The following is a 20,379-nucleotide window of genomic DNA, read 5'->3' on the forward strand; positions in this document are numbered from 1 at the left end:
ATCACCCCAGGAGCGAATCGCCGCGAACCGGCACAACCACGGTGATCGCCTTGACCTGTACATCTTCGCGCCAGAGGCTCGGAGGCACTGGCAGGCCGAGGCGGCGAGTGGCAAAAATCCCCGGCAGGTTGACCCCGGCTTCACGGGTGTAGCCGATGCCGCCGGAGTAACGCAGGTTGATTTCCAGCAGGTGCGGCTGACCCTCCGCATCATCACGGGTTTGTACATTGACGATGCCGTCGCACTTGAAGTGCCGTGCGGCCTTGATCGCCAGCTCGACGGCGGCGCCATCGCGCTCGAACGTCTGCATCAGGCCCTGCTTGCGCCGCCCGACCCAGGCCACGGCCTCGCCCGCCTCGCAGACCATGTCCACCGAGCATTCGCTGCCGGGCATATAAGGCATGACCAGCAACGGCTTGGGCGCATCCGACTGACCGTAGGCCTGGGCAAATACGCCGGCATTGACCTCATGGGCGTCGGCATTGGCAAAACTGCGGAACGGGTCGACGTTATCGGCCAGCCGCCAGAAGCCCTGGCCGTAAATGCCGCGTGTGGGTTTGACACAGACCTGGCCGTCACGGGCCAGTTGCGCGTAAGCCGCCTGCAGTTCGGCACGGGTGCTCACGGTTATTGCCGGGATGCACGCCAGCCCGGCCGCCAGCGCCTCGCGAGTGAACGCCGACTTGTCATCGACCCGTTCAAAGGTGTCCAGGTCCAGCGCGCCAGTGACCAGCTGCAACCCCGCTGCTTCGAACTCGGCGCGGTGCGCTTCATAAACCTGGCCCACACGCCCGGCCAGCACCACCTTGATCTGTTGGGCACGGGCCTGCTCGATCACCCAGCCGATGCGCTCCTGGTTGTCTTGCGGTTCGCGCCAGGCGATATCCGCCAACCCGGTAATTTCGGGACGGCTTTGTCGGTGTGAAGCGAAAATCCGTACCGTCTCCGGCAGCGCCGCCCGGGCACCTGCAATCACGTCGCGTTGGCTCGATTGCCCTTCAAGAAACCAGATCATGAACATCCTTTGAGACGGATAAACGCGGGAGTCTAGCGGATGGCCGCTACCAACGCCCTTAGTCATTAGAGGGAGGCCGTGTAACCAAATATGAAATTAATTAACTAAATAGTTCATAATGTGCGGCATCGTGTCGCGCCCTGTCGCCGACACTTCATGTAAAGGAGCTCCCGTAGATGTTTTTCTCTTCCCGCGCCCTGCTGAACACCAGCCTGTGCGGCGGCTTGTCATTGCTGGCCCTGACGCCTGCCTGCGTACTGGCCGACACCACCGACAACCTGATGAACCGTTCGACCCTGACCGGCGACTGGGGCGGCGAACGCCAGAAGCTGGCCGATAAAGGCATCAAGCTGACCGGTGATTACAACTCCGAAACCTTCTCCAACCTGCATGGCGGCATCAAGCACGGCACCCGCTATTCGCAGCAAGTGCGCATCGGTGCCCAGTTCGACCTGAGTAAAATACTCGGTAGCGCCGATGCTGGCCTGGTGCAAGTCACCGTCAATGACCGTCGCGGCCACAGCGCCTCCGAAGACCTCGTAGGCAACCGCCTGCCGATCCAGGAAAACGCTGGCGGCAACTACACCCGTCTGTCTGAGTTCAGCTACCAGCGCACGCTGTTTTCCGAAGACCTGACCACCAAGCTGGGCTTTATGCCGATGGGCAACGAGTTCGGCGGCATGCCGTTGTTGACCAGCTTCGTCAACGCCGGTTTTTGCGCGCACCCGCTGACCCAATCCAATGGCAGTGGCTGGACCAACTACCCCACCGGCCACTGGGGTGCAGAATTGCGTTACACCGTCAGCCCGGCCCTGACCTTGCAAACGGCGCTGTTCCAGGTCAACCCCGAGTACAACAGCCGCTCCTCCGAAGCGTTCAGCATGACCACCAAAGGCACCACGGGGGCGATCATGCCGCTGGAGGCGATCTTCACCAACAACGCCTGGCTTAATGGCCAATATAAAGTGGGCTGGTACTACGACACCTCCAACACCCGCAAGATTGGCAGCACGCAAAAAGCCAACAACCGCACCGGTGCCTATGTGTTGGTCGACCAGGCCATCTGGCGTGACGAGCAAGACCCCGAAAGCGTATTGCGCGCCTTTGGCCAGGCGTCCAGCAGCAATGCCGCCACCTCGCCGATGCGCCACTGGTACTCGGTGGGTCTGGTCAAGCAAAAGCCGTTTGCCAGCCGTCCCAAGGACAGCATCGCCTTTGCCTATGGCCGCGCGGTGTTCAACTCGCGTTCGCGTGATGTCCAGGAAGCGGCAGCCAGCAGTCCCGAGCAGGCGGACATGATCGCCAGCCTGGACAGCGGCGAGCAGTTGCTGGAACTCAACTATGGTGCGCAAGTCACGCCGTGGCTGCTGCTGCGTCCGGACCTGCAGTACATCATCGAGCCTGGTGCTTTCTATGGCGCCAAGCGCAGCAATGCGCTGGTGGCGGGTTTGCAGGTAAAAGCGACTTTCTAAGGGCTTGGGCTTCCTGTGGGAGCGGGCTTGCTCGCGATGCTATCGCCGCGTTCTGACTGCAAAACCGCGGTGATAGCATCGCGAGCAAGCCCGCTCTCACATGGATGTGTGTTTGGCCTGCCAGCTTTCACAATTTATTAAGGATCGCCCTCCTATACTCCAGCGCAGTATTCATTCGATTGCTGCCTGGTAGCCCAATGCGCCTGACTCGTCCTGCTCTGCTGTTATTACTGCTCACTTGCGTGCTGCTGTTTTTCGCGCTGGGCAATCACCAACTGCAAGGCTCGACCGAGTCCCGGGTGGCGGGCATCGCCATGCAGATGCATGTCAGCGACGACTGGATCACTCCCAATCTGCTCAATCAACCCTTTCTGGAAAAACCTCCCCTGAGCCTGTGGCTGGACGCCGGTGCCATTCGCGTGTTCGGCGCCGAGCTGTTCGCCGTACGCCTGGCGTCTGCGTTTGCCGGGTTGTTTTGCGTGATGTTGCTCTACGCCATGCTGCGCAAACTCGGGCGCCCCACGGCGCTGGCCTGGACAGCCGCGGCGATGCTGGCAACCATGGGCATTTTTTGGGGCAACGCCCGTCAGGTGGGCGAAGACTCCCTGCTGACCCTGGGCGTGACGATGACCCTGTTGGCGTTCTACCACGCCAATCGCCAGCCCGGCCTGGCCCGGGGCAGCTGGCTGCTGTTCGCCTTCGGCATCGCCATTGCCACCCTGAGCAAAGGCGTACTGGGCCTGGCATTGCCGGGCGTGGTGATCTTTGTCTTTCTGCTGAGCGAAAGCCTGATCGCTAAACGCTTCGTACTGCGCAACTGGCTGCGCCCCGCACTGTTGACGCTGGTGGGGCTGATCCCGCTGATGATCTGGCTGTGCCTGTTGTACCAGCGCGGCGGTATGCAGGCGGTCAGCGAGTTGCTGCTGACCAACAGCGTGGGGCGGTTTAGCGGCTCCTTTGTCGAAGCCGGGCATTACGAACCCTTTTACTACTACCTGCGAAAACTGCCCGAAGCCTTTCTGCCGTGGAACCTGCTGACTTACCTGGGCCTGTGGCACTTTCGCAAACAGCTGCGTGCCAACCCCTTCCTGCTGTTTTTCAGTGTATGGCTGGTGGCGCAATTTGTGCTGCTCAACCTCGCCTCCAGCAAGCGTGCGGTGTACATGATGTCGATGGCGCCCGCCGCGGCGGTGATTGCGGCCGAGTACGCGCGGGTGGTGCTGGACTGGCTGTACAAAAAAAGCGCAGGTTCGCCAGTGGCCAAATTCCTCAGCGACAACCATCGCCCCCTTGCAATCGCGCTGCTGAGCATTCTGGTGGGCGCCTACCTGCTGGCGGCCCATCGGGCCCCGCTGGCCGACAAGGAAGAGTCCTTCCAACCCCTGGCCGCCCGGGTCATGAGCCTGCAGGCCAGCGGCAAGCAGGTCGCACTGCTGCGGCCCGACGAACGACTGGGCGCCGTGGTGTTCTACAGCCAGCAGTTGCAACACACCCTTGATTCAACGGCCCAGTTGCAGGCGTTTCTCAGCGCATCGCCCGAGCATGTCGCCCTTGTGGAAAAACCCGAGATACCGGGCATGGCCTTGCAGGTGCTGGAAGAAATCAGCGTTGGCCGCCACCACTTCTATTTTGTCAGCCAGGCCACGCCGCCCCCGCAAACTTGATCCCGGGCAACACAATCGCAGATGCCGTGGCCGATCACGCTGCATTGGCTACGCTCCTTGGACGATTCACAGCCAAGGAGCCTGCCATGACCATCAGCATTTCCAGCAAGACCCTGAGCGACTACGACGCAAATCTGGCCTACAACACGGCCAGCGCTTTCCTGCGCAAATCCGATCTGGCCAATTACCTGATCGATCAGCTTGAGCAACAGCGCGTAAAGCTCAACATCGAAGTCAGCACCGACCCGGCGCTGGCCAATCAGGATGTATCGAACAACGGTGCGATCGTCTGGAACCTGCACAGCAATCTGACGCCAGGTGCCAACCTGGCTGACGTGACCGCCCTGCTCAATCGCATTCCGGCCCAGCAAAAGCCTTACATCACCAGCTTGTGGACGCTGATGCATCTGCTCGCCCTTGCCTGCCAGCAATTGAACAACCAGCTCAACTTTCGCGATGCGGATGCGACCTGGCCGTGGCTCGACGAAAAAGTGCTCAGCGCCAACGACATTGAAAACGTGGTGGCCCGCGAACTCAGCGACCTGCCCTTGCCCGACGAGCAAAACTGGAACCGCCTGCTGAACCGCACCTGACATGAAAAAGCCCGGCTCAGGGCCGCAGTGTTGTTCACTTAGGCGATTTCTGTCTCTGTGGGAGCGGGCTTGCTCGCGATGGTCGTAAACGATGACGCGTATTTACTGAGTAAATGCGGTGCTCTGAAGACCATCGCGAGCAAGCCCGCTCCCACACTTGAGCTGCGTTGCTCTTAAGTGAACAGCATTGCGGCTCAGGGCCGGGCTTCATGTCTTGCGCCAAAGGACCTCAGAACTGCGAGGCTTCAAACCCGTGACGGCTGCTGGTGCTCACCACCGGAACGATGCTCTTCCAGTCCTTGGGCTCGATATAGCCCAGCATCTGCGGATCGCTGTTCGCGCCATTGGTTTTGATAAACAACGAAGCGCCATAGCCAAACGTGGTGCTGGTGGACAGGTGCATGTCCATCAACAGTTGGTCCATGCATTCGCTATGGCTCACCAGGATCAGGTTGTGGCCCGGCACTTTATGCTTGAGGGCATCACGCAACATGCTGCCCCGGCAGTTGAACAGCCAGTCCTGGGCCTCTACCGGGTGGGCAAACATGGCATCGGCGGTTTGCCGGGCGCGGGTCAGCAGGCTGCTGTAGATATCGGCGTTCGTGAGCCCCAGTTGGTCGAAGTCGGCCCCCAGCGCCTGAACCGTCGCCTCGCCGCGTACCGTCACACCGTCCGCCGGCCCCAGGCACTGTGCCGAAGAACGGTCGCAACGCTCGCCGTGGCGTACCACTGCAATCACATCGCCCTTGGCCCAGCTGTCGGTGAGCAGCAATACGCGATCGGCATGGCTGGGCTGCGCCAGATCAGGTGCGGCGGCAGGTGCCAGCAGCGCCAGCACCAGCGCTGTGGCCAGCACGCTGGCCACAATTACCACCAGTGCATTTCTGTAACGGACCAGGCCACGGCGCAACAGCGCACGGTTAATTCCGGTCAGACCAAGACTCAACGTCACGATGCTTATGCCCCCTGCGGCAGTCAGTGAAAACACTGGCACCACCCTATAGCGCGAATATGACAACGGGTCGCTTCGCGACCCGGTTGCAGCAAACAGACTTGCATAAAGCAGGTCTCAATTAGCTGAACATATCCTAGAAAAAGGGAGGTCAGAGGCAGGTGAAACGGATGTGAAAAAAAGCGTAAAAGCCGAATTCCCAGCCGCCATCCGAATGGCTGGGCAGTTATGTGAACTGGTGCTAAACAAAACGTTTCAGCTCTGGCGGATGCAGCCGATACCCCTCCAACACAACACTCGGCTGGGTCAAAAAAAATAATTCCCTCCAGCGAACTTAGATCATGCGTGCAGCGTTCCTGGAGAACTCTATGAATAGATGGCTGAGCAATATCAGCGTCAACCTGAAACTGTCCCTGGGCTTTGGCCTGGTACTGGCCCTTACCTGCGTAATGGCCGTCTGCAACTGGATCAGTCTGGACAAGATGATTGATCGCAGTAACTGGATGAGCGACATCACCCGTTTAAACACCGCGTTTACCAACCTGCGGGTTACGCGTTTGCAATACATGCTGACCGATGGCGACGAAACTGCCGCACAGAACGTACAAGCCAGCATTGATGCGTTTTCTGCGCAGCAAAGTCAGCTGATTGCCACCTTCCAGAGCCCGGAAAACCTCAAGCTGCTCAAGGAGCAGCAAGCCATCATCGGCCGCTACGAGCGCGCGCTGGTGACCATGCGCAAGGCGTATGTCGAGTCCGCCGTATCGCGGGCCAACATGGACCGCAATGCCGCCCTGGCCCAGGACGCCATCACCACCTTGCTCAACCGCGCCCTGCAACTGCCCGCTGGGGATGAAAACCGCTTTGCCATGTTCCAGACCGTGTCTGAAGTCCGTGAGCAGTTCCTGCTCTCGCGCTACCAGGTGCGTGCCTACATTGCCGCACCCAACCCCGCCACGGAAAAGGCCGCCCGCCAGCAACTGGATGCCGCCATTGCCAGCCTTGACCGCCTGAGTTCGCACTTTGCCGCCAACGCCAGCGACACCCTGCGCACCCTGACCAAAACCATGGATCAGTACCAGGAAGCTCTGGAGCTTTACACCAGCACCGACAACACCATCATTGCCATGCGCAAAGACATGACCGAATACGGCACCAGCATCCTTGGCCGCAGCGATGAGCTTTACAAGATTCAACTGGAACGCCGCGACATCGAAAGCGCCACGGCCAACAGCATGCAACTGATCACCACCCTGCTGGTGTTGCTGTTTGGCATCACCGCAGCCGTGATCATCACCCGCCAGATCACCGTGCCCCTGCGTGAAACCCTGGCCGTGGTTGATCGCATCGCCAGTGGCGATCTGACCCAGAACCTGCGCGTTACCCGTCGCGACGAACTGGGCGTGCTGCAACAAGGCATTGCCCGCATGGGCACTACCCTGCGCGAATTGATCAGCGGTATCCGTGATGGCGTCAGCCAGATCGCCAGTGCCGCCGAAGAGCTGTCCGCGGTGACCGAGCAAACCAGCGCCGGGGTCAACAGCCAGAAGATCGAGACCGATCAGGTGGCTACCGCCATGCATGAAATGACCGCCACCGTGCAGGAAGTGGCGCGCAATGCCGAGCAAGCCTCGCAAGCCGCTGCGGCCGCAGACAACGAAGCCCGCGAAGGCGACACCGTGGTCAACCAGGCGATTGACCAGATCGAGCGCCTGGCTGTGGAAGTGGGCCGTTCGACCGAAGCCATGGCCGTGCTGCAACAGGAAAGCGACAAGATCGGCAGTGTGATGGACGTGATCAAGGCCGTGGCCGAGCAGACCAACCTGCTGGCCCTCAACGCTGCGATCGAAGCGGCGCGTGCCGGTGACGCCGGGCGCGGCTTTGCCGTGGTGGCCGATGAAGTACGCGGCCTGGCCCAGCGCACGCAAAAATCCACCGAAGAAATCCAGACCCTGGTAGCCGCCCTGCAAAGCGGTACCCAGCATGTGGCCAGCGTGATGCACAACAGCCGCACCCTGACCGACAGCAGCGTAACCCTGACCCGGCACGCAGGCACGTCCTTGCAGGGCATCACCCGCACGGTGTCGAATATTCAGTCGATGAACCAGCAAATCGCCGCTGCCGCCGAACAACAGAGCGCAGTGGCCGAAGAGATCAGCCGCAGCATCGTCAACGTGCGCGACGTTTCCGAACAGACCGCAGCGGCAAGCGACGAGACGGCCAAGTCCAGTGTTGAACTGGCGCGCCTGGGCAACCAGTTGCAAGAAATGGTGAGTCACTTCAAAGTTTAATTATCAAGGGTTCAACTCATGCTCAACGGTTGAACCCCACTTTAAAACACCTGGTCAGATATCAGAGCACAAGAATGATGGAAGCTTGAGCCGCAACAAGTTCAACACAGCTACACGCTTGCAAAAAAAATCCCACACACAAATGTAAAAACCACTCTCCCTACATATCAAATACTGTATTTAAACTCACCGGGCCTAAACATCAACAGGACCCACTATTATGTTATTTGAACAAAAAATCGCAACCAAGGCTGGTCTTGCAGCCACACTTTTATTGGCGGCGTCAGCATCGTTCGCGGAAACCAGCAGAGACTACACACTCAGTTGCTCGGCAAGTGGATTCACGGGGACCGCTTACGTAACAGCGGTCAGAAATGGCAACTTGCTGAGCGTCTTCGCAACCGATTATAAAATCAACAGCCCAAGCAGTTCTGCATCGCGAAGCGAAGCTAACCTGAACATGCGCATTTGGGGTTCGTCTACAAACCAGAATACTGATTGGGATAAAACCAACAAAAACCTGCAACAGGATGGCGTCAAACGCAAGATACGTATTGCACAGAGCATTACCGAGCCTCGTCTGGGTTCAGTTGAATTCGAGTTCGTTTTTGACCGTAAAGGCTCCGACCCACGGTGCTTTACTAAAGAAATGATCCCCGCGTTTTAATCATCTACAGTCGTCAGCGGGTCACATACTTGCTATGTACCCGCTTATATTCCTGATCCAATAACTAAAAGTATTACTTAATTTGCCACAGCCTATCCCCATTACTCGTGATGTACGCGAGCACGCTTGAGCAACTTTTTACTGCGCTCGGACAGGTGCAACACCCGCAGATGTTTGCCCGCTTTGCGATAGCGCTCGCGCAGCGTATCGAGAGCCGCAATGGCCGAATAATCAACAAAGTTCAAATGCCGACAATCGAGGGTCACCTGCGCCGGGTCATTGGCCGGGTCGAACTGCTTGAGAAACGCCGTAGTCGAGGCAAAAAACAGCGTGCCGTGCACACGGTAAAGCTTGCTGCCGTCGTTTTGCAGGTCCGTATCAGCGTACATCTGACGCCCCTGCTGCCAGGCGAAGTTGAGCGCGGCGATAATCACTCCGCACATCACTGCCACTGCCAGGTCGGTGAACACGGTAATCACCGTCACCGCAATAATCACCAGCACATCGTTGAGCGGCACTTTGTTGAGGACTCGCAACGAGGCCCAGGCGAAGGTCTGCTGTGACACCACAAACATCACCCCCACCAGCGCCGCCAGTGGAATGCGCTCGATAAACGGCGACAGGAACAACACAAACAGCAGGATCATCACCCCGGCAGTCACCCCGGACAACCGCCCGCGGCCGCCGGAACTGAGGTTGACCACGGTCTGGCCGATCATCGCGCAACCGCCCATGCCGCCGAATGCCCCCGAGACCATATTCGCCGCGCCCAGAGCCACGCACTCGCGGTCGGGGTAGCCACGGCTTTCGGTAATTTCGTCGGTCAGGTTGAGGGTCAGCAGGGTTTCCAGCAAGCCGACCACTGCCATCACCACGGCATAGGGCGCGATGATGCCCAGGGTCTCAAGCGTCCAGGGAATCTGCGGCAGGTTGAAGCTCGGCAAACCACCCGCGATGTGCGCCATATCGCCCAGGGTACGGGTCGGCAGGCCCAGCAGGTACACCGCCAATCCAACGCCCAGAATGGCCACCAGCGCAGGCGGCGCGGCGCGGGTCAGGCGCGGCAGCAGGTAGACAATGGCCATCGTTGCGGCCACCAGCCCGATCATCATGTACAGCGCCATGCCGCTGAGCCAGGTGTCGCCGTCCTTGAAGTGATCCAGTTGCGCCAGGGCAATCACGATTGCCAGGCCGTTGACGAACCCCAGCATCACCGGGTGCGGCACCATGCGCACCAGTTTGCCCAGTTTGAGCAGGCCGAACGCCAGCATGATCAGCCCGCTTAGCAGCACCGTGGCCAGCAGGTACTGCACACCGTGTTGCACCACCAGCGCGACGATCACTACCGCCATCGACCCGGCGGCACCGGAGACCATGCCCGGCCGCCCGCCAAACAGCGCGGTAAGCGTGCAAATAATAAAGGCGCCATACAGGCCCATCAGCGGGTTGAGATGGGCAACCAGCGCGAACGCGATGCACTCGGGCAACAGGGCAAAAGACGTCGTGAGCCCGGCCAGGACATCAGCGCGCAGACGTGAGAGTTTCATGGCTTACCTAAAATTCGGGACGGGGAAAACGGAGGGAGTAACAAGCAACAGATGGTAACAAATTGCAGACGTTATAAAACACTTGTGGGAGCGGGCTTGCTCGCGATGGCATCGTCTCGGTTTGCCTGACAAACCGCGTAGCCTGAATCGCGAGCAAGCCCGCTCCCACAAAGAATCGGGTTTACTACTTCACCACCATGCCCACACCACGGCCACGCGGGTCGGAGGCGGTTTCAAGCGCGGTGCCCTGAACCCGGATAGCCTGGATATCCCCCATGTTCCAGCCCTGATCCTCCAGGGTGTAACCCATCGCTTTGAGCTCATCCGCCACCTTGCCGGTCAACGGCGCATAAGCGTCGAAATAGATTGTGTCTTTAGGCAACAACTGGTGATGCACACGCTGCGCGGCTACGGCTTTTTCCAGTGGCAGGTTGTAGTCATAGATGTTGTTCAGCACCTGGAAAATCGAGGTGAAAATCCGCGAACCACCCGGCGTGCCCAGTACCAGCGTGACCTGACCGTCACGGGTCACCAGGCTTGGGCTCATGGACGACAACATGCGTTTGCCTGGTTCAATGGCGTTGGCATTGCCGCCTACCACACCAAAGGCGTTGGCTACGCCAGGCTTGGAGCTGAAGTCATCCATTTCATCGTTCAGCAAAAAGCCCGCGCCCTTAACCACAACACCGCTGCCGTAATCCCAGTTCAGGGTATAGGTATTGCTGACCGCGTTACCCTGTTTGTCGACAATGGAGAAGTGCGTGGTCTGATGTGGTTCCAGGCCCGGTTTGACATTGGCAGTCGCGGAAATCGCTTTCGGATTGACCTCTTTTGCACGCTTGGCGATATAGGCCGGGTCGGTCAGTTCAGCAACGGGCATCTTGCCGAAAGCCGGGTCGCCCAGGTAGTCGGCGCGATCGGCGAAAACGCGTTTTTCGATTTCGGCCAACAGGTGGATGTACGGCGCAGAGTTCAGTTCGACGCCTTTGAAGTCCGCGGCGCGGTCTTCTTTAATGCCGATCAACTGTGCCAGAGCGATACCGCCCGAGCTTGGCAGTGGCGCGGTGTACAACGTGTTGCCACGGAAATCGACGCGCATTGGCTCACGCCAGTTGACCTTGTAGTCGTTAAGATCTTGCTTGGTGATCAGGCCTTTGTCTGCCTGCATTTGCGCGACCAGCAGATCGGCGGTCTTGCCGTGGTAAAACTCCTTGGCCCCTTGGTCGGCAATGCGCTCCAGGGTCTCGGCCAGCTCTGGCTGCTTGAAGGTTTGTCCGGGTTTCATGCTGCCAAAGTAGTCACCGAAATTGGTAGTGCCCTTGAACAGCGCCAGCGCATCTTCGCGGTACTGGAATTGCTGGTCGGCCACCGTGAAGCCGTTTTTCGCGTAGCCCACGGCCGGGGTCAGCAGCTCGGCCCACGGCAACTTGCCAAAGCGCTGGTGCGCTTCCCACAGGCCCATCACCGTGCCCGGCACGCCTGCAGCGCGGGAGCCGACTAGGCTCAGGTTCTCGATGATTTCACCCTTGTCGTCCAGATACATATCGCGGCTAGCGGCTTTGGGTGCCGTTTCGCGATAGTCGAGGAAGTAGGGTTTGCCGTCGATATACATCGTCATAAACCCGCCACCGCCGATATTGCCGGCTTCGGGATAGGTCACGGCCAGGGTAAAGGCGGTGGCGACTGCGGCGTCGACCGCGTTGCCGCCTTTTTTCAGAATTTGCGCAGCCACTTCGGCGCCGTATTGATCGGGTGCGGCGACCGCGCCGCCGTCCAGGGTGACGGCATACGCCGAAGAACTGGCAACGATAGCCGCCGTCAGGGCCAGGGTTTTGAACCACACAATGCGCATTCGATACATCCTTTTATTGTTATCAACTGTGGCCAAACCTTGTCTGAATTCGGCAACATTTTCAAACAACAAAAGCGAAAGTGCGCAATGACGCACCCCCCAGCGGGAACACATTGTGTTGAAGCGGCGACGACGCTGTGGGTATGCGCTAGTCGCAGATGGCATACCCCGCCAGCTTGGCCTGGATAAAGTCCAGAAAGCACTGGATGCGCAGCGCCAGCTGCGAGTTGCGGTAATACACGGCGTGGATCGGCTGGCGATAGCCGCTGTTGAACTCACCCAGCACCACGCGCAGGCGCCCGGCGGCGATGTCTTCGTGGGTCATGAAATGCGACAGGCAAGCGATGCCCTGCCCTTGCAGCGCCAGATGCCGCACGGTTTCACCGCTGGAGGCACTGATGGCCGGCTGAATGGGCCAACGGTCGCCCTGGGCATACCGCAGCGGCCACTGGTTGAGGCCATCGTTCTGGGTAAAACCGATCAGGGTGTGGTGGGCCAAATCCGCAACACTTGTGGGCATACCGTGGGCGGCGATGTAGTCCGGGCTGGCGAGGATATTCAGCGGGCTGCACCCCAGGGAGCGGGCATGCAGGGTGGAGTCGGCCAGGGTGCCGATACGAATGGCAATATCGGTGCTTTGTTCCAGCAGGTCGATAATCAGATCGTTGCTGTTGAGTTCCAGCTGAATCTCGGGGTAAAGGGCGCGAAATTCAGGGATATACGGCACGATGGCATGCAGCACGAATGGCGCCGCGGCGTTGATCCGCAGGCGCCCGGAGGGGGTGCGCTGATGGGAGATGAGGCGCTCTTCCAGCTCGTCCATCTGCTCAAGGATCTGCTTGGCGCGCTCGAAGAAGAACTTGCCCTCTTCGGTCAGGTCCATGCGCCGGGTGGTGCGATTGATCAGCGTGGTTTCAAGCTTGGCTTCGAGCCGTGACAGCGTGCGGCTCACGGCCGAAGGAGTTTGCCCGGCCTGTTCGGCAGCAGCGGAAATCGAGCCGCACTCGATGACCGAAACAAAAATTTGCAGCTCATCGGATCTGGCTTTCACGCGGTCGACCTTATCTACGTGTAGGAGCGGGCTTGCTCGCGATGGTATCACCGCGGTTCGTCATAACAACCGCGTGGCCTGCATCGCGAGCCAGCCCGCTCCCACCGGCGCTTATGCCTTGAGGCCAAACACCTCGGCCAGGTGCTGCTCGTAGCGTGCAGCATCGACTTCCGGTTGCGGGCGCTTCATCACGTCAACACACAGGAAGGTCGGCAAGCCGGTCATGCCCAAAAATTCATTGGCCTTGTGGAACGGGAAGTACACCGCGTCCACACCCTTGCCTTCAAAGAAGTCGGCCGGGTCATCGAACGCCTGCTGCGGGGCGTTCCAGGTCAGCGACAGCATGTACTGCTTGCCCTGAATCAGGCCACCGCTGCCGTAGCGCTGCGAAGCGTCGGAACGGGTGCGGCCGTCACTGGCGTAGAGCTTGCCGTGACCCTCGGTGAATACTTCATCCATGTACTTTTTAACAATCCACGGCGCGCCCATCCACCAGCCCGGCATTTGGTAGATGATCACGTCAGCCCAGAGGAATTTTTCCACCTCTTCGGCGATATCGTAACCTTCGTCGATATGGGTCACTTTGACTTCAAAACCCTGACGATCAAAAAACGCCAACGCAGTGTCGTGCATGGTCAGGTTGTAGCGACCATCGGAGTGGGCGAATTTTTTCGCACCGTTAAGCAAAAGTATTTTTTTCATCATCAGCCTCCAGGGGTTAAACCCTCAGCGCTGTTGAGCGACATGGGGGGTTAAAAAACATGTCGGCAGAATATCGATGCCCTCGCATGAGAAAAACCCGTAGTGGGTCAAATCACCTTTGCCGCTCCAGCACGAATCCATAATCAATTGTTGATTAACAAGTGAGTGCCCAGCAGTGCCATGCCGATAAAAAACACCCGTTTAAACAGCAGGGCACTGATGCGCTGACGCAACCATTGCCCCAGCCACATGCCGAGCATGGCGGGCACCAGCGCCAGCAATGAGGCATTGAGCTCACCGCCGCCCAGGTTGCCGCGCCAGTAAAGCCCGGCGGCAAGGGCCAATGTGGAGACGCTGAAGGACAATCCCAAGGCCTGCACCAACTGGTTTTTGCTCAGGCCCAACGCTTGCAGATAGGGCACTGCGGGGATCACGAACACGCCGGTGGCCGAGGTAATGACCCCGGTGATTACACCGCACACCGGACCCAGCCAGGGTTCGCGCTGCGTAGCGACGCGCAGGGTGGGCAGGAACAACCCGCTGAGGGCATAGAGCAACAGGGCCGCGCCCAGCGCTCGTACCACCCAGCTACCGCCGTCGATACTGAGCCAGAGCATGCCCAGGGCGGTGCCGATAAAAATCCCCAGTTGCATGGGCCACAGGCGTTTTACCAAGGCCCGCAACTCCCCCCCTGCGGCCAGTTGCCAGGCGTTGGTGACAATTGAAGGGATAATCAGCAGTGCCGCAGCCTGTGCCGGAGCAATAGCCAGGCCGAGCATGCCCATTGCTACGGTCGGCAAGCCAAGGCCAATGACACCCTTGACCGTACCCGCCAGCAAAAAGGTCATCATCACCATCAGTGACGAGGCCCAACCCATATTTTGATAGAACTCGACAAGTGTTTTCATGGGCCTATGCTGGGGCATGCCCATGCGCCTGGAAATGCGCAATGCACAGAGCCAGCCTCTTGTCCGGCAATAGGCAGAACACACACTCCTTGTGGGAGCGGGCTTGCTCGCGATTCAGGCTACGCGGTTTGTCAGGCAAACCGAGGCGATACCATCGCGAGCAAGCCCGCTCCCACAACACGCCTGCCATAGGGGTAAGGACTTTTCATGCATTTCGATCTGGTAGATCTGCGCCTGTACTTGAATGTGCTGCAGGCGGGCAATATCACCGCTGGCGCCAGCCTCAGTCATTTATCGCTGCCCGCCGCCAGTGCGCGGATCAGGGCGATGGAAGCGTCCCTGGGCGTGGCCTTTTTGCAGCGCAGCCGGCGTGGTGTCAGTCCGACACCGGCCGGGCAAGCGCTGGCACAGCATGCGCGCCTGCTCTTGCAGCAGGTCGAGCGCATGAATCACGACCTGAGCGAATACGCCCAAGGCTTCAAAGGCCGTGTGCGCCTGCTGTGCAACACTGCCGCCCTCACCGAATACCTGCCCGAGTTGCTCGCCGACTTTGTGCGCCAGCACCCCACTATCAGCGTCGATCAGCAAGAGCTCACCAGCCTGCGCATTACCCATGCGTTGCGCCTGGACGCGGCCGATATCGGCGTGATCTCCAGCGCAGTCGACACCCGCGACCTGCAAACCCGGCCGTTTCGCGATGACCCGCTGGTGCTGGTCATGCCCCTCGATCACCCGCTGGCTCACTCGCCGACGCTTTCGTTCAGCGACACCCTGAGCCATGACTATGTCGGGCTGTCGGCCAGCAGCGCGTTGGCGGTGTATCTCGAGGAGCAGGCGTTGCATGTGGGTGTACGCATGCAGGTGCGGATTCGCGCCGAGGGTTTTGACGCCGTGCTGCGCATGGTCGCCCGGGGCGCCGGGCTGGGGATTGTGCCCCGGGCGACCATCGAGCGCTGGCAGGCGCCACGCACGTTTAAAGTGGTGAGCTTGAGCGAGCCGTGGGCAGATCGTAAATTGCTGCTCTGTGCCCGCTCATTCGAGCAGTTGCCCGCCTATGCGGTGGCCTTGCTGGAAGCGTTAAGCTTGTAGGAAGAGTCGCGGTTTGCGCTTCGCCTGTATGCCTTGGTTTTTACCCAGAGTAATATCCGGGGCTTGCGACACCCGGGGCACCTTTGGCCGTGGGTATTTTTATCAAGTTTTGAGAATAACAACTCACAGGGCAACCGATGGCTGACGCTAACTCCCCCCCGGTCACACTCAAACGCGGTTTGAAAAATCGCCACATCCAGCTGATCGCCCTAGGCGGCGCCATCGGTACGGGCCTGTTCCTGGGGTCGGCGGGCGTGCTCAAGTCGGCCGGGCCGTCGATGATCCTGGGCTATGCGATCGCCGGTTTTATCGCATTCCTGATCATGCGCCAGCTGGGCGAAATGATCGTCGAAGAGCCGGTGGCCGGCTCCTTCAGCCACTTTGCCCACAAGTACTGGGGCGGCTATGCGGGTTTCTTGTCGGGCTGGAACTACTGGGTGCTGTATGTGCTGGTGGGCATGGCCGAGCTGACGGCCGTGGGCAAGTACATCCAGTTCTGGTGGCCCGAGGTACCGACCTGGGTCAGCGCCGTGGTGTTCTTTGCGCTGGTCAACCTGATCAATACCCTGAACGTCAAAGTGTTCGGCGAGATGGAGTTCTGGTTTGCCATCATCAAGGTGGTGGCGATTGTCGGCATGATCGTTTTGGGCTGCTACCTGCTGTTCAGCGGCACCGGCGGCCCGCAGGCGTCGATCAGCAACCTGTGGAGCCACGGCGGCTTCTTCCCCAATGGTGGCATGGGCCTGCTGATGGCCATGGCCTTTATCATGTTTTCCTTCGGTGGCCTGGAGCTGGTGGGCATCACCGCCGCTGAAGCCAGCGAGCCGAAAAAGGTCATCCCCAAGGCCATCAACCAGGTGGTGTACCGTATCCTGATTTTCTATGTCGGTGCCCTGACGGTGCTGCTGGCGCTGTACCCGTGGGACCAGTTACTGGTCACCCTGGGCGCCGGCGGCGATGCCTACGGCAGCAGCCCGTTTGTGCAGATCTTTGCCTTGATCGGCAGCGATACCGCAGCGCAAATCCTCAACTTTGTGGTGTTGACCGCCGCGCTGTCGGTGTACAACAGCGGCGTGTACTGCAACAGCCGCATGCTGTTCGGCCTGGCCGAACAGGGTGATGCACCCAAGGCGCTGATGAAACTGACCAAAAATGGCGTGCCGTTGCGCGCACTGGGCGTGTCGGCACTGGTGACGCTGCTGTGTGTGGTGGTCAACTATGTGGCCCCGCACAAGGCGCTGGAGCTGCTGTTCGCGCTGGTGGTTGCCTCGCTGATGATCAACTGGGCGCTGATCAGCCTCACTCATATCAAGTTCCGCAAGGCTATGGCGGTACAGGGCGTGACGCCTTCGTTCAAGGCATTCTGGTTCCCGTTCAGCAATATCCTGTGCCTGGTATTTATGGCGGTGATCGTTTCGGTAATCTGGATGGTCCCCGACGTTCGCGCGTCGGTGTATGCGATTCCAGTGTGGCTGCTGATCATCTACGGCTTCTATCTGCTGCGCCTGCGCACTGGCAAGGCACTGGCCAACGCGCACTAAGCATCCAGCTGTCACAAAAAAGCCCCGGTACTGGAAACAGTGCCGGGGCTTTTGCGCATCTGGGGGTCGGAACCAGGCATCTGTCAGAGTAACGCTGCGGTTAGGGTGAGGTTCGATAACCCATCACCGGAGGTCTTATGTCTGCGCCAATCACCGTGCTTCGCGACACCCATCCCCTGCCCGTGCTCGATGCCTGCAAATGGGAAAAACTCGAAGGCGACCCGCACACCGTCAACCTCAATGCCTACACCAGCGAAGACGGCAGCAAGATCATGGGCACCTGGATTTGCACGCCCGGCAAGTGGTATGTGGAGTATGTGAAGTGGGAATACTGCGATTTCCGTGAGGGCTATTGCATCATCACCCCCGAGGGCAAAGAGCCGATCCACTTGCGGGCCGGGGATATCTTTGTGGTGGAGCCGGGCATGAAAGGCACATGGGAAGTGGTGGAAACCGTGCGCAAATATTTCGTTTTTGCCTGAGTGAAACCACGCAAAAAACCCGGGAGCCCGCCCGACGCGGGCTCCCGGTAAAGCGACCAGTTACTGAGGTTTGCGATAGCTGTTGATGATGGCCGAGAAGTCCTTGCCGCCTTCGCCGCGCAGGCTCATGGCCTGATACAGCTGTTGCGCAACGGCACCCATCACCACCGGCTGGTGGGCCTGACGTGCGGCCTCGGTGGCCAGCCCCAGATCCTTGAGCATCAGCTCGGCACCAAACCCGCCGGTGTAGCCGCGTGATGCAGGGGCCGTTTCCACGATCCCCGGCCACGGGTTGTACACCTCCGAACTCCAGCAGCGCCCGGTGGAGCTGTTGATAACCCCGGCCAGGACTTCGCTGTCGATACCCAGTGCCGCCCCCAGGGCCATGGCCTCGCTGACGCCGACCATGGAGATCCCGAGCAGCAGGTTGTTGCAGATTTTAGCCACCTGGCCGGTGCCCACATCCCCGCAATGGACGATGTTGCGGCCCATTTGTTCGAGTACCGGGTGCAGGGTGTCGAACAGCGCCTGGGGGGCGCCGACCATAAAGGTCAGGGTGCCCGCCTGCGCGCCGCCGGTACCGCCGGATACCGGCGCATCGGCCATCTGCACGCCCTGTTTGGCGGCTGCAGCGGCGACATCGCGGGCGGTCTGCGGGTCGATGGTGCTGCAATCCACGGCGGGCACGCCCTTGGCGATACCGGCGAGCACACCGTCCTCACCCAGCCACACGCTGCGCACATGAGCCGCAGCCGGGAGCATGGTGATCACCATTTCCGTGCCCTGGGCCGCTTCACGTGGCGAAGTGCTGATATGGCCACCCAGGGCAGCCAGTTCAGCAAGGATGTCCTTGTTCAGGTCAAACAGGTTCAACGAATGCCCGGCCTTGAGCAGGTTGCGCGCCATCGGTGCGCCCATGTTGCCCAGGCCGATAAATGCGATGTTCATACGGGTGCCCTCAACGAAGGTGGATGGTGGTGTTGACGCCATCGTTCACGCTGTCATCGTCGAACCAGCGACTGGTGACGGTCTTGGTTTGAGTATAGAACTGCACCACTTGCTTGCCGTACGGGCCAAGATCGCCGAGTTTCGATCCACGGGAGCCGGTAAAGCTGAAGAACGGCACCGGTACCGGGATCGGGATATTGATACCCACCTGGCCCACATCGATTTCGGTCTGGAACTTGCGCGCCGCAGCGCCGCTTTGGGTAAACAGGCCGGTGCCATTGCCAAACGGGTTGGCATTGACCAGTGCGATGGCCTGGTCGAGGGTATCGACCTCAATCACCACCAGCACCGGGCCGAAAATTTCCTGGGTGTAAATCTGCATATCGGTGGTGACCCCAGAAAACAGGGTTGGGCCAATAAAGTTGCCTTGCTCGAAGCCCGGCACCTTGATGTTACGGCCGTCCAGTTCCAGCACCGCGCCTTCCTTGATCCCGCTTTCGATCAGCCCCAGCACGCGCTCTTTCGCACGCTTGGAGATCACCGGGCCTACATCGGTGCCCGCCTCACTGCCGGCGTTGACCTTAAGTTTTTGCGCCAGCGCCTTGAGGTCGGGCAGCCATTTTTTCGCCGCGCCCACCAGCACTACCACCGAGGTGGCCATGCAGCGTTGCCCGGCCGCGCCGAAACCGGCACCGACCAGCGCGTTAAGGGTTTGTTCGCGGTTGGCGTCGGCCAGCACCACGGCGTGGTTTTTTGCGCCCATCATCGATTGCACGCGCTTGCCGTGGCGGCCCGCCAGGTCATACACGTGGGTACCGACGGCGGTTGAGCCAACAAACGAAACCGCCTTGATATCGGCGTGGGTGCAGAGCGCATCCACCACCTCCTTGCCGCCGTGGACGACGTTGAGCACGCCTGGCGGTACACCGGCTTCCAGCGCCAGCTCGACCAGCATCAAGGTCGACAGCGGGTCTTGCTCGGATGGCTTGAGTACGAAGGTGTTACCGCAGGCGATGGCCATCGGGAACATCCATAGCGGAATCATGGCCGGGAAGTTGAACGGCGTAATCCCGGCGCAAACGCCGATCGGTTGGCGCAAGGTGTAGGTATCCACCCCGCCAGCGACGTTTTCGGCGAATTCACCCATCTGCAAGGTGCCGATGGAGCACGCATGCTCGACCACTTCCAGGCCACGGAAAATATCGCCCTCGGCGTCGGCAATGGTTTTGCCCTGTTCGGCACTGAGCACGGTGGCGATGCGTTTGGAGTGCTCGCGGATCAACGCTTGCAGCTTGAGCATGATGCGCATGCGCGCGCCAATGGGCGTCAGCTTCCAGGTCTGGAAGGCGCGCTGGGCGGCAGCGATGGCGGCGTTGACTTCAGCGGCAGTGGCAAACGGCACTTTGGCCAGCACTTGCTGAGTGGCGGGGTTGACGATGTCGTGCCACTCGGTGGTCTGCGACTCGACCCATTCGCCATCGATCAGCAGGCGGGCGTTTTGGTACGGGGTGGTAGAAACGTTCATGGAAGTCTCCGGCATTATTATTTTGAGTGCGGGTGTCCAGATTGGTCGCAGGACTGTTTTTGGAGTATAGGTGTGCGTTC

17 protein-coding genes and 1 pseudogene are annotated in these 20,379 nt (G+C 59.8%); 9 read left to right on the forward strand and 9 right to left on the reverse strand.

Annotated features, from left to right (window positions below; genetic code table 11):
- Position 1: 1 nt before the first annotated feature.
- A complete protein-coding gene (locus BLU25_RS11455; RefSeq protein WP_016783522.1) occupies positions 2-1,015 on the reverse strand; it encodes an ATP-grasp domain-containing protein in 1,014 nt (337 codons plus the stop codon).
- A 176-nt stretch (positions 1,016-1,191) separates the two neighbouring features.
- Between BLU25_RS11455 and BLU25_RS11460 the strand changes: the two genes are divergently transcribed.
- The 3 genes from BLU25_RS11460 to BLU25_RS11470 all read left to right on the forward strand — a co-directional run bounded on the left by BLU25_RS11460 (position 1,192) and on the right by BLU25_RS11470 (position 4,744).
- A complete protein-coding gene (locus tag BLU25_RS11460; protein WP_016783523.1) occupies positions 1,192-2,487 on the forward strand; it encodes a carbohydrate porin in 1,296 nt (431 codons plus the stop codon).
- Between the two features lie 197 nt (positions 2,488-2,684).
- Positions 2,685-4,151 carry an ArnT family glycosyltransferase gene (locus tag BLU25_RS11465; protein WP_016783524.1) on the forward strand — a complete coding sequence of 489 codons (1,467 nt, stop codon included), beginning with the start codon at positions 2,685-2,687 and terminating at the stop codon, positions 4,149-4,151.
- 86 nt (positions 4,152-4,237) lie between these two features.
- Complete coding sequence (locus BLU25_RS11470) at positions 4,238-4,744, forward strand: hypothetical protein (protein ID WP_016783525.1); 507 nt, start codon at positions 4,238-4,240, stop codon at positions 4,742-4,744.
- A gap of 229 nt (positions 4,745-4,973) precedes the next feature.
- Here BLU25_RS11470 and pmrG read toward each other — a convergent pair whose 3' ends face one another.
- On the reverse strand, positions 4,974-5,696 hold the full coding sequence (gene pmrG / locus BLU25_RS11475; RefSeq protein WP_169870091.1) for a lipopolysaccharide core heptose(II)-phosphate phosphatase PmrG: 723 nt from the start codon (positions 5,694-5,696) through the stop codon (positions 4,974-4,976).
- Between the two features lie 503 nt (positions 5,697-6,199).
- Here pmrG and BLU25_RS23950 point away from each other — a divergent pair.
- The 3 genes and pseudogenes from BLU25_RS23950 to BLU25_RS11485 all read left to right on the forward strand — a co-directional run.
- Positions 6,200-7,084, forward strand: a pseudogene (locus BLU25_RS23950) (methyl-accepting chemotaxis protein); the annotation flags it as partial.
- A gap of 198 nt (positions 7,085-7,282) precedes the next feature.
- The gene (locus tag BLU25_RS23955; RefSeq protein ID WP_414860511.1) at positions 7,283-7,987 is read left to right on the forward strand and encodes a methyl-accepting chemotaxis protein; all 705 of its coding nucleotides are present in this window, start codon (positions 7,283-7,285) and stop codon (positions 7,985-7,987) included.
- 220 nt (positions 7,988-8,207) lie between these two features.
- Positions 8,208-8,654 (forward strand): hypothetical protein, encoded by a 447-nt coding sequence (locus BLU25_RS11485; RefSeq protein ID WP_016783528.1) that lies wholly within the window; start codon positions 8,208-8,210, stop codon positions 8,652-8,654.
- 101 nt (positions 8,655-8,755) lie between these two features.
- Here the strand turns inward: BLU25_RS11485 and BLU25_RS11490 are convergent, their stop codons facing one another.
- The 5 genes from BLU25_RS11490 to BLU25_RS11510 form a co-directional block, all read right to left on the reverse strand.
- The gene (locus BLU25_RS11490; protein ID WP_016783529.1) at positions 8,756-10,201 is read right to left on the reverse strand and encodes a SulP family inorganic anion transporter; all 1,446 of its coding nucleotides are present in this window, start codon (positions 10,199-10,201) and stop codon (positions 8,756-8,758) included.
- Between the two features lie 184 nt (positions 10,202-10,385).
- Positions 10,386-12,053, reverse strand: a complete 1,668-nt coding sequence (gene ggt, locus BLU25_RS11495) for a gamma-glutamyltransferase (RefSeq protein ID WP_016783530.1) — start codon at positions 12,051-12,053, stop codon at positions 10,386-10,388.
- Between the two features lie 148 nt (positions 12,054-12,201).
- Positions 12,202-13,104 (reverse strand): LysR family transcriptional regulator, encoded by a 903-nt coding sequence (locus tag BLU25_RS11500; protein ID WP_016783531.1) that lies wholly within the window; start codon positions 13,102-13,104, stop codon positions 12,202-12,204.
- Positions 13,105-13,215: 111 nt separating this feature from the next.
- Complete coding sequence (gene mdaB / locus BLU25_RS11505; protein ID WP_016783532.1) at positions 13,216-13,806, reverse strand: NADPH:quinone oxidoreductase MdaB; 591 nt, start codon at positions 13,804-13,806, stop codon at positions 13,216-13,218.
- Positions 13,807-13,949: 143 nt separating this feature from the next.
- Positions 13,950-14,714, reverse strand: coding sequence for a sulfite exporter TauE/SafE family protein (locus tag BLU25_RS11510; protein ID WP_016783533.1), 765 nt, complete (start codon positions 14,712-14,714; stop codon positions 13,950-13,952).
- Between the two features lie 207 nt (positions 14,715-14,921).
- Here BLU25_RS11510 and BLU25_RS11515 point away from each other — a divergent pair, with 207 nt between their 5' ends.
- The 3 genes from BLU25_RS11515 (at position 14,922) to BLU25_RS11525 (ending at position 17,826) form a co-directional block, all read left to right on the forward strand.
- Positions 14,922-15,803 (forward strand): LysR substrate-binding domain-containing protein, encoded by an 882-nt coding sequence (locus BLU25_RS11515; protein ID WP_016783534.1) that lies wholly within the window; start codon positions 14,922-14,924, stop codon positions 15,801-15,803.
- 137 nt (positions 15,804-15,940) lie between these two features.
- Positions 15,941-17,344 (forward strand): amino acid permease, encoded by a 1,404-nt coding sequence (locus tag BLU25_RS11520; protein WP_016783535.1) that lies wholly within the window; start codon positions 15,941-15,943, stop codon positions 17,342-17,344.
- Positions 17,345-17,481: 137 nt separating this feature from the next.
- Entirely contained in the window at positions 17,482-17,826 is a 345-nt protein-coding gene (locus BLU25_RS11525; RefSeq protein WP_016783536.1) for a cupin domain-containing protein, read from the forward strand.
- A 60-nt stretch (positions 17,827-17,886) separates the two neighbouring features.
- Here the strand turns inward: BLU25_RS11525 and mmsB are convergent, their stop codons facing one another.
- Both mmsB and BLU25_RS11535 read right to left on the reverse strand, forming a co-directional pair.
- Positions 17,887-18,774 (reverse strand): 3-hydroxyisobutyrate dehydrogenase, encoded by an 888-nt coding sequence (gene mmsB / locus BLU25_RS11530; RefSeq protein ID WP_016783537.1) that lies wholly within the window; start codon positions 18,772-18,774, stop codon positions 17,887-17,889.
- 10 nt (positions 18,775-18,784) lie between these two features.
- Positions 18,785-20,299, reverse strand: coding sequence for a CoA-acylating methylmalonate-semialdehyde dehydrogenase (locus BLU25_RS11535; RefSeq protein ID WP_016783538.1), 1,515 nt, complete (start codon positions 20,297-20,299; stop codon positions 18,785-18,787).
- Positions 20,300-20,379 lie beyond the last annotated feature (80 nt).

Origin of the sequence: Pseudomonas fragi (genome assembly GCF_900105835.1) — a bacterium.
GTDB classification, from domain to species: Bacteria; Pseudomonadota; Gammaproteobacteria; order Pseudomonadales; family Pseudomonadaceae; genus Aquipseudomonas; species Aquipseudomonas fragi.

Bases quoted from the DNA above. Each gene is read 5' to 3' on its own strand.
- BLU25_RS11485 (WP_016783528.1), top strand. From the start codon at position 8,208: ATGTTATTTGAACAAAAAATCGCAACCAAGGCTGGTCTTGCAGCCACA.
- BLU25_RS11515 (WP_016783534.1), top strand. From the start codon at position 14,922: ATGCATTTCGATCTGGTAGATCTGCGCCTGTACTTGAATGTGCTGCAG.
- mmsB (WP_016783537.1), bottom strand. From the start codon at position 18,774: ATGAACATCGCATTTATCGGCCTGGGCAACATGGGCGCACCGATGGCG.
- BLU25_RS23955 (WP_414860511.1), top strand. From the start codon at position 7,283: ATGACCGCCACCGTGCAGGAAGTGGCGCGCAATGCCGAGCAAGCCTCG.
- BLU25_RS11455 (WP_016783522.1), bottom strand. From the start codon at position 1,015: ATGATCTGGTTTCTTGAAGGGCAATCGAGCCAACGCGACGTGATTGCA.
- BLU25_RS11520 (WP_016783535.1), top strand. From the start codon at position 15,941: ATGGCTGACGCTAACTCCCCCCCGGTCACACTCAAACGCGGTTTGAAA.
- BLU25_RS11470 (WP_016783525.1), top strand. From the start codon at position 4,238: ATGACCATCAGCATTTCCAGCAAGACCCTGAGCGACTACGACGCAAAT.
- mdaB (WP_016783532.1), bottom strand. From the start codon at position 13,806: ATGAAAAAAATACTTTTGCTTAACGGTGCGAAAAAATTCGCCCACTCC.
- BLU25_RS11510 (WP_016783533.1), bottom strand. From the start codon at position 14,714: ATGAAAACACTTGTCGAGTTCTATCAAAATATGGGTTGGGCCTCGTCA.
- BLU25_RS11535 (WP_016783538.1), bottom strand. From the start codon at position 20,299: ATGAACGTTTCTACCACCCCGTACCAAAACGCCCGCCTGCTGATCGAT.
- BLU25_RS11465 (WP_016783524.1), top strand. From the start codon at position 2,685: ATGCGCCTGACTCGTCCTGCTCTGCTGTTATTACTGCTCACTTGCGTG.
- BLU25_RS11525 (WP_016783536.1), top strand. From the start codon at position 17,482: ATGTCTGCGCCAATCACCGTGCTTCGCGACACCCATCCCCTGCCCGTG.
- ggt (WP_016783530.1), bottom strand. From the start codon at position 12,053: ATGCGCATTGTGTGGTTCAAAACCCTGGCCCTGACGGCGGCTATCGTT.
- BLU25_RS11490 (WP_016783529.1), bottom strand. From the start codon at position 10,201: ATGAAACTCTCACGTCTGCGCGCTGATGTCCTGGCCGGGCTCACGACG.
- BLU25_RS11460 (WP_016783523.1), top strand. From the start codon at position 1,192: ATGTTTTTCTCTTCCCGCGCCCTGCTGAACACCAGCCTGTGCGGCGGC.